General features: G+C 56.8%; 10 protein-coding genes. All 10 read left to right on the forward strand.

Going from position 1 to position 7,847, the window contains the following annotated elements; genetic code table 11:
• Positions 1-1,495, forward strand: a 1,495-nt coding sequence (locus tag ACSEXW_RS27655; protein ID WP_438449413.1) for a phage terminase large subunit family protein, incomplete at its 5' end; no start/stop codon positions are given.
• 13 nt (positions 1,496-1,508) lie between these two features.
• Positions 1,509-1,745: a DUF6148 family protein gene (locus ACSEXW_RS27660; RefSeq protein ID WP_438449414.1), complete on the forward strand. Its 237-nt coding sequence runs from the start codon at positions 1,509-1,511 to the stop codon at positions 1,743-1,745.
• 63 nt (positions 1,746-1,808) lie between these two features.
• Positions 1,809-3,386 (forward strand): phage portal protein, encoded by a 1,578-nt coding sequence (locus ACSEXW_RS27665; RefSeq protein WP_438449422.1) that lies wholly within the window; start codon positions 1,809-1,811, stop codon positions 3,384-3,386.
• Complete coding sequence (locus ACSEXW_RS27670; RefSeq protein WP_438449415.1) at positions 3,379-4,500, forward strand: head maturation protease, ClpP-related; 1,122 nt, start codon at positions 3,379-3,381, stop codon at positions 4,498-4,500. Before ACSEXW_RS27665 ends, ACSEXW_RS27670 begins: the two co-directional genes overlap by 8 nt.
• The gene (locus ACSEXW_RS27675) at positions 4,493-4,876 is read left to right on the forward strand and encodes a head decoration protein (protein ID WP_438449416.1); all 384 of its coding nucleotides are present in this window, start codon (positions 4,493-4,495) and stop codon (positions 4,874-4,876) included. The genes ACSEXW_RS27670 and ACSEXW_RS27675 overlap by 8 nt, the downstream gene beginning before the upstream one ends.
• A gap of 15 nt (positions 4,877-4,891) precedes the next feature.
• Positions 4,892-5,938, forward strand: coding sequence for a major capsid protein (locus ACSEXW_RS27680; RefSeq protein ID WP_438449417.1), 1,047 nt, complete (start codon positions 4,892-4,894; stop codon positions 5,936-5,938).
• 11 nt (positions 5,939-5,949) lie between these two features.
• Complete coding sequence (locus tag ACSEXW_RS27685) at positions 5,950-6,318, forward strand: hypothetical protein (protein WP_438449418.1); 369 nt, start codon at positions 5,950-5,952, stop codon at positions 6,316-6,318.
• Between the two features lie 5 nt (positions 6,319-6,323).
• Complete coding sequence (locus ACSEXW_RS27690; RefSeq protein ID WP_438449419.1) at positions 6,324-6,638, forward strand: hypothetical protein; 315 nt, start codon at positions 6,324-6,326, stop codon at positions 6,636-6,638.
• Positions 6,639-6,642: 4 nt separating this feature from the next.
• On the forward strand, positions 6,643-7,212 hold the full coding sequence (locus ACSEXW_RS27695) for a phage tail protein (protein WP_438449420.1): 570 nt from the start codon (positions 6,643-6,645) through the stop codon (positions 7,210-7,212).
• Positions 7,209-7,751: a hypothetical protein gene (locus ACSEXW_RS27700; protein WP_438449421.1), complete on the forward strand. Its 543-nt coding sequence runs from the start codon at positions 7,209-7,211 to the stop codon at positions 7,749-7,751. The genes ACSEXW_RS27695 and ACSEXW_RS27700 overlap by 4 nt, the downstream gene beginning before the upstream one ends.
• Positions 7,752-7,847 lie beyond the last annotated feature (96 nt).

Consider the following 7,847-nt stretch of genomic DNA (forward strand, 5'->3'; position numbering starts at 1 on the left):
CTCCAAGGACCGCTTGCAGCCGATGATCCGGGATACCCCGGCGCTGAATGGAAAGGTCAAGGACGTCAAGAGCCGTGGCTCCGAGAATACCATCCTCCACAAGAAATTCCCTGGTGGCCACATCACCCTGGTCGGGGCCAACGCGCCATCCACTTTGGCGAGCCGGCCGATTCGGATCGTCTTCTGCGACGAGGTGGACCGGTACCCGGCCAGTGCTGGCGCTGAGGGCGACCCGGTCGCACTAGCGGCCAAGCGGACGACGACGTTCTGGAACCGGAAGCTGGTCCTGGTCAGCACGCCGACGGTCAAGGGAGTCTCCCGGATTGAGAAGGCCTACGAGAACAGCACGAAGGAGCAGTGGTGCCTTCCCTGCCCGAGCTGTGGAGAGCTGCAGCCGTTGACCTGGGGACAGACTATCTTCAAGGCCGACGGACCGGACCAGGTTCACAGCGTCGAGCACAGCTGCCGGGAGTGCGGCGCGCTCCATGGTGAGTACGAGTGGAAGGCTGGAGTAGGACAATGGATCGCACGGGAGCCGGAACGGAAGACCCGCGGTTTCCACCTGAACGAGCTGGTGTCTCCCTGGAAGAGGTGGGAGGAGATCGTAAGCGACTTCCTGAAGGCCAAGGACAGCCCAGAGGAGCTCAAGACCTGGGTCAACACATCCCTGGGCGAGACATGGGAGGAGCAAGGCGAGCAGGTCGACGAGAACGAGCTGGTGAAGCGACGCGAGCAATACGCCGCCTCGGTGCCGGATCCGGTCTTGGTGCTCACGGCCGGCGTCGACGTCCAGAACGACCGGTTCGAGGTGGAAGTCGTCGGCTGGGGCGTCGGGAAGGAGAGCTGGGGTATCGAATACCGGATCATATACGGGGATCCGGCCAAGCCAGAGATTTGGCACCAACTGGACGAGTACCTGGGGCGGACCTGGCGGCGAGCCGACGGCAGCGGGATCACGGTCTCATGTACCTGTATCGACTCTGGCGGCCATCATACCACCGATGTCTACCGCTTTTGTGTGAAGCGCGAGACCCGCCGTATCTTCGCCATCAAAGGCGAGGGCGGTGACGGCAAGGCGTTCGTCGGCCGGGTGTCCCGGACGGCCCGGGAAAACTGTGCGCTGTTCCTGATCGGGGTCGACGGCGGCAAGGTTACGCTCCTGACCCGGCTGAAGAACAAGTTCGAGGGTACCGAAGGCTACTGTCATTACCCGATTAAGGCCGAATGCGGGTATGGCGAGGAGTATTTCAAGGGGCTGACTTCCGAGAAACAGGTCATCCGCTTCCATAAGGGCCGTCCTCGTCTGGAGTGGATCAAGGTGGGGAAGGTCCGGAACGAGCCGCTGGACGTGCGAAATTACGCTACCGCAGCCCTTGAAATCTTGAATCCGAACCTCGAAATGTTAGCGAAAGTGGACCGAAACCCGAAAAGCACCCAATCTGGCCCGGCGCAGCCTCGGAAGTATGGAGTGGTGAATAAGGGGATTCAAGCATAGGAGGAGGATGATCATGTCCGAACGGCTTCAGACCTTGCAAAGCCGGCTTGAACTATATATCGCTTGTGAATCAGCCATTTTGGACGGTGCGCAGGAATATTCGATTGGTTCGCGTCGCTTGTCACGGGCAGATTTAGGAGAGATCGCCAAAATGATCGGCTATCTGGAGAAGGAAATCGCCACCGAGAAGGCAAAAACCGGCGGCGGTGGACGGAATAGGGTGCTCGGCATCGTCCCGAGGGACTACTGAGCTTGAGCGGGAGGTGAAAACTTGAACCTGTTGGACAAAACAATATCCTACTTCAGTCCTGAAATGGCGCTTAGGCGTGTTGCGGCGCGTAAAACCATGGAAATCGTGAACTCTGGTTACTCAGAGGGCGGTGCTTCCGGGCGGAAAAAGTCCATGCGGGGGTGGTTCGCTCTCCCTGGGAGCCCGAAGGACGACATTGATATGAACTTGCCGGTCCTTCGGTCCCGATCGCGTGACCTCTACATGAACGCGCCGTTGGGGACCGCTGCCATTCGAACGAACAAAACCAACGTCATCGGCCCGGGACTCCGATTGAAGTCCAGGATTGATACGGACCGTCTCCGGATGTCACCGGAGCAGGCAGACGCCTGGGAGAGGGAAGTGGAACGGGAATTCTTGCTTTGGGCCGAGTCGAAACACTGTGATGCTCTCCGGATGTCGGACTTCGCGGACATGCAGGGCATTGCCTTTGTCGGCTGCCTAATGAATGGAGACAGCTTTGCTCTCTTCAAGCGGGCCAAGGCTCATCCATACATGCCGTATACCCTCCGCTTGCACCTGATCGAAGCGGACCGAATCAGCACGCCTTGGACCAACCAGACCATGACCGGCAATGTGGACGGGAAAAATCCGAGCACCGGGAACTGGATCACCTCGGGAGTCGAGTATGATACGGATGGCGCCGTCGTTGCCTACCATATTTGCAGCGTCTACCCGATTACGACCGGGTTGGACTCGACCAAAACGCGAGAATGGATGCGGATTGAGGCCTATGGAGCCAGGACAGGACGGCCGAACATCCTCCACCTGGCCGAATTTGAGCGGGCTGAGCAGCGGCGCGGCGTTCCGTACCTTGCACCTGTAATCGAAAGCCTGAAGCAGATCACCCGTTACACGGAAGCGGAGCTCATGGCGGCGGTGATCGCCGGTATGTTCACGGTTTTCGTGAAAACGGAAGGAGCGACAAGCGAAAATCCGCTTGGCAGCATGATTCCGGAGGATCAAAAGGTAGCACCGAGCGATCCGACGGTTTATGAGATGGGGACAGGAGCTATTAACGTGCTCGGCCCGGGGGAATCGATTGAAGTCGCCAACCCGGCGCGGCCAAGCAGCCAATTTGACCCGTTTGTGAATGCCCTAAGCCGGTATATTGGGGCCGCTCTTGAAATCCCGCAGGAACTTCTCCAAAAGTCATTCCAATCCAGTTATAGCGCAGCCCGAGCGGCACTCCTGGAGGCCTGGAAGATGTTCCGGACCCGCCGGCAGTGGATGGCGAAGGAGTTTTGCCAGCCCGTATACGAGGAATGGTTAACTGAAGCCGTTGCGACCGGTCGGATCCGGGCGCCCGGCTTTTTTTCTGACCCGAGTATCCGGCGGGCATGGTGTCAGGCGGAATGGAATGGGCCGGCCCCGGGGCAGTTGGATCCGCTGAAGGAAGTAAACGCGGCCAAGGAGCGGATCGCCAATGCCCTCTCCACCCGGGAGAAGGAGACGATCGAGATGACCGGTGGTGATTTTGATCGCAACCTGAAGCAGTTGGCACGTGAAGAGCAGCTAATGAAGGATGCCGGTTTGAAACCTGACATAAAACCAGCGGCGCCGGCCGCCCCGGGAGAGGAGGTGAAGGAAAAAGATGAGTAAGTTCTGGAGCTTCAAGAACCTATCTGACGAAGAAGTTGAGCTTCGCCTATCCGGTGAAATTATCAGCGATGACGATGCATGGTTCTATGAGTGGCTTGGGATCCCATCAGCATCACCAAATGCATTCCGCCAGGCTTTGGCTGAGCATAACGGGAAGAACATCACGGTATGGATCGACAGCTGGGGAGGTGATGTTTTTGCTGGTGCAGGCATGTACAACGCCATAAAGGAGCACAAGGGGAAGGTTACTGCGAAGATCGACGGAAAAGCGGTATCCGCTGCCTCCATCATTGCAATGGCGGCTGACGAGATCATTATGAGTCCTGTTTCCATCATGATGATCCACAATCCTTACCCTGGAAGTGGGGTTCGTGGGGATGCAAGGGAGCTCCGCCATGCAGCAGATGTCTTGGATGAAGTGAAGGAAACGATCATCAATGCCTACCAGAACAAGACGGGTAAGGATCGGGAGCTTATCTCTAAGATGATGGACGAAGAAACGTGGATGAGTGCCAAACGGGCAGTAGCTGACGGCTTTGCAGACGGAGTTCTCTATGCCGAAGCATCAGAAGGTGAAGGTGCGATCCACAACTCGTACTCGTTTAGTCGACTCGCTATTCAGAACAGTGCAGATTCCGTCATGTTCAACTTCTTTGAGAAGTGGAAGAGTTTCCAGATGAATCAAACCAATCTATCCCTGAAGGAGGATCCCAAATTGGAGATTAAGAACGTGGAAGAACTGAAGCAGCATTTCCCGGAGCTCTGCAATCAGTTGATTGCGTCGGCCACGGCGACCGTTAGTGCTGAAGCGACAGTGGCCGAGCGCAACCGGATCAAGGAGATTGATGATATCGCCAACTCCCTGCCCGGTGATCTGGTCAACAAGGCCAAATTCCTGGAGCCCGTCAACGCGCAGCAATTGGCCTTCCAGGCACTGAAGTTGGATGCTGCCGCCGGCAGGACGTTCCTGGACCAACGGAATCAGGAGATTGCCCCCGCCAATAAGGTACCGGGAGCTTCGCAGGACGATGAGAAGGATAAGGAACTTGCTGTAATCAACGCGATCGCAACGGCTGCTAATCAAAAACGTCAGGGGGTAAAAGCAGATGCCTGAGAACCTGTATACCAAGCAAGTGGACTCCGTCTCGTTTGACAGGCTAATTGCAGGGTTGGAACAACCGATCCTGTTGAAGTCCGTAACGGTGAAATCCGGTCAGGGCGTGCTGAAGCGTGGCACCGTAGTCGGCATCATCACCGCGACTGGTAAGGCCGTGACGGTCAACAGCGCGAGCGCTGACGGCAGCCAGGCGGCTGACAGCATTTTGACCGATGATGTGGATACAACGGCCGGCGATGTCGTGACCACGGCGTACAGTTCCGGATTGTTCAACCGGTTGGCTTTGACCTTCGGTGGTTCCGACACTGCAGCAGGTCATGAGGCAACGCTGCGGACGAAGGGAATCTTCCTGAAAGACAATATCAAATATTAAGAGGGGGTAATCTTGTTGAATCTGAACATCTATCGCACACAGATCTTGCTCGGGGCAGTGGAACGGATCCTGCCGGCCCATTCGTTCTTCCGTTCGACCTTTTTCCCGAACCTCCAGACCTTCGTGACGGAGGAGGTTTTGCTCGATTACAAGAAGAGCAAGCGGAAGATGGCACCTTTTGTGGCTCCCCGCGTCGGCGGCATCACGATGGATCGCCAAGGGTACCGTACCGATAAATACGCAGCCCCGAAGATCGCACCGCAGCGTGCCATCACGGTGGATGATCTGGTTATTCGTGGAATGGGTGAAAATGTATTCAGCCAACGGACGCCGGAACAGCGCCAGTCAGAGCTGATCGGCAAGGATCTGGCTGAATTGGATGAAATGATTGCGCGTCGTGAGGAGTGGATGTGCCGTGAGCTGCTGCTGAACGGGAAGATCACGATGAAAGGCTATATTGATCGGGACAATAATACCTATGTGGAGCAACTCCTGGACTACGGATTTACGAACAAGGAGATCCTTACCGGCGGAGCTGTTTGGTCTGCTGAAACGTCTGCGATCTATGCAGACCTGGCTCGGTGGCGTTTGAATATTATCCAAAGGAGTGGCCGGGCGCCGAAAGTCGCCATTCTTGGTCAAAATGCCTCTGCCGAATTCTGTGCGGACTCTGACATTAATGAAAAGCTGAAGCAGTACAACGGCTTGTTTGCTGAATTGCGTCCCGTCATCCAAGATGATGCACTGACCCACATCGGCCGTCTGCCGGAACTTGGCCTTGATCTCTACACCTACAACGAATGGTACATTGACGATGATGGCACGGAGAAACCGATGATGCCGGTGGACCATGTGATTCTTGGCCGACCGGGCATGGGCGAAATCCTTTACGGAGCGGTCACACAAATGGAGTCGGATGGCCAATTCTACACCTACGAAGGCACGCGGGTTCCGAAGTCCTGGGCAGATACGAATAACGAGCAGCGCATGGTACGACTCTCCGGCCGTCCTGTCCCGAAACCCGAGGACATCGATGACTGGTTCGTCGCCAAAGTGCTGTAAGGAGGACTAACATGACTATTATCGTGGGGAAATTCCCGATCAACGACGGATCCGTGGTATACGGACCAGGTTCCGTAATATCCAACCTCGATTCCAGCGAGGAACATCGGCTTGTGGCCGATGGATATGCGACCTTTCCGGTAGATGTGGAAGAGATGCAGGAGGGGATAGGGCTTTCTGAGATGGAGAATGTTCAAACTCTGCCTCTGTTATCCCTCGAGGAGTTCGAGAAGCTGAAGAAGTCCGACCAGCAAAAGGAATACCTCTCGGAACTGGGGCTTGAGCCGGCCATGAACGAGCCGAGCCGAGTGAAGCAATACGCCGAGTACCTGGACACCATCGATACTGAAGACGGCCCGAATACCGGCCTTCCGGAGTAAGGGGTATGAGTTCTTTTAAGGACCAACTCCAGAAGGACTATGACGTCTTCTTCAACGCTCAGGAGTTCGCGGAGACGGCCATGATCGACGGCAGACCGGTCTCCGTCATCCTGGACCGGGAGACGTTAAAGAAGCGCGCAGAAACCGAATTTGAAGGCCTTGGAGCCGGTGCGATCCTCTACTTCGCGCCGGCTTCCGCTTTTCCAGGCCCACCCAAGCTCGGCAGTATGCAGCGCTTCAATAAGCGCCAGATGATCGTCATCGATGTACGGGAGACGGACGGTTGCTTAGAGATCATCCTGGACCAGACGCGGGGGTAACGCTATGGGGACGATCAAGGTGGACACCAGTCAGCTGAACCGGGTAATGAAAGGGCTGGCCGGCCTCGAGAAGCAGGCGCCGAAGGCGTTCATGTCCGCATTGAACCGGACGCTGGACCATGTGTATTCCAAGACGGGACGGATCGTGACGAAGCACTACAACGTATCGGCCCGGGAGATCAAGCAGTCCATGAGCAAGAACCGCGCCACGTACAGCCGGCCGAAGGCCTGGATTCTGGTCCGGAGCCGGCGGTTCACGCTCGGTCGGTTTCTCCCCGGCGGGCTCGGATCCAAGTCCAAGGTCGCCAAGGTCAAGATCAAGAAGGGTCCGGGGTACAAGAAAGTCGGCGGGAAGCCCGGGGCGTTCGTGCAGAATGTGACCGGGAACACTCAAATCTTCCGCCGGACGGGAAAAGGCCGGTATCCGGTGGAGATGCTTCGGACCATTTCCCCAACCCAGATGATCGAGAACCTGGACGTGGCTGAGGAGATCCAAACGGCCGGGAGCCTGATGTTGCTGAAACGTCTGGAGCATGAAATCGACTACCGGTTGAAGAAAGCGGGTGGCAAATGATCGACAACCTGATACTGGAGTCCATTCAAGAGTTCCTGAAGGAGCACGTGGCGCCGGCATTCCGCCTGCAGGTGCCGAACGACGATGACTATACCATCTACCAGCTGCAGCACCCCAACGTATTCATCGGCTGGCTACCTCTTCCGAACCAGCTACAGGATGTGCCGCAGCAGCTTCCGGACGGGCTGAAGAGTGCCATTCCGGCTATGATCGTCGGAATGGATGAAGGGGATGACGACGGTTCGGAGGCGGGGATCGGGATCCGAATCAACTTCGTCGTGTTCAACGCCGGCTTCTACCCGAAAGAAGGCGAGATGCTGCCGGACTTCAAGGGGTATCGGGACCTGTTGAACCTGATCTACCGCGCCAGGCAAGAGTTGGCCCGGGCATGCGTCATGCCAGGAGGTTCGACCAGCGTTCAACGGCCTTTCCGATGGGGGATGTACCCGGAACAGCCCTCGCAATACTGGGTGGGATATCTGACCTTCCGGGCTACGGCGACCTCCCTCCCATACATCCCGGATTATATCCTCGAATAAGAGAAAGGACGTGTTCTCATGCCCTACAAACATGGGGTCTATGGCTCTCAGGCCGCGACGACTGACTCGCTGCCGCCCTCCGGCGTGGCGACCCTG

Origin of the sequence: Oryzibacillus soli, from assembly GCF_051594765.1 — a bacterium.
Lineage (GTDB): Bacteria > Bacillota > Bacilli > Paenibacillales > NBRC-103111 > Paenibacillus_AR.

Bases quoted from the DNA above. Each gene is read 5' to 3' on its own strand.
- ACSEXW_RS27675 (WP_438449416.1), top strand. From the start codon at position 4,493: ATGCCTGAGAACCTGTATACCAAGCAAGTGGACTCCGTCTCGTTTGAC.
- ACSEXW_RS27660 (WP_438449414.1), top strand. From the start codon at position 1,509: ATGTCCGAACGGCTTCAGACCTTGCAAAGCCGGCTTGAACTATATATC.
- ACSEXW_RS27690 (WP_438449419.1), top strand. From the start codon at position 6,324: ATGAGTTCTTTTAAGGACCAACTCCAGAAGGACTATGACGTCTTCTTC.
- ACSEXW_RS27685 (WP_438449418.1), top strand. From the start codon at position 5,950: ATGACTATTATCGTGGGGAAATTCCCGATCAACGACGGATCCGTGGTA.
- ACSEXW_RS27700 (WP_438449421.1), top strand. From the start codon at position 7,209: ATGATCGACAACCTGATACTGGAGTCCATTCAAGAGTTCCTGAAGGAG.
- ACSEXW_RS27665 (WP_438449422.1), top strand. From the start codon at position 1,809: ATGGCGCTTAGGCGTGTTGCGGCGCGTAAAACCATGGAAATCGTGAAC.
- ACSEXW_RS27695 (WP_438449420.1), top strand. From the start codon at position 6,643: ATGGGGACGATCAAGGTGGACACCAGTCAGCTGAACCGGGTAATGAAA.
- ACSEXW_RS27670 (WP_438449415.1), top strand. From the start codon at position 3,379: ATGAGTAAGTTCTGGAGCTTCAAGAACCTATCTGACGAAGAAGTTGAG.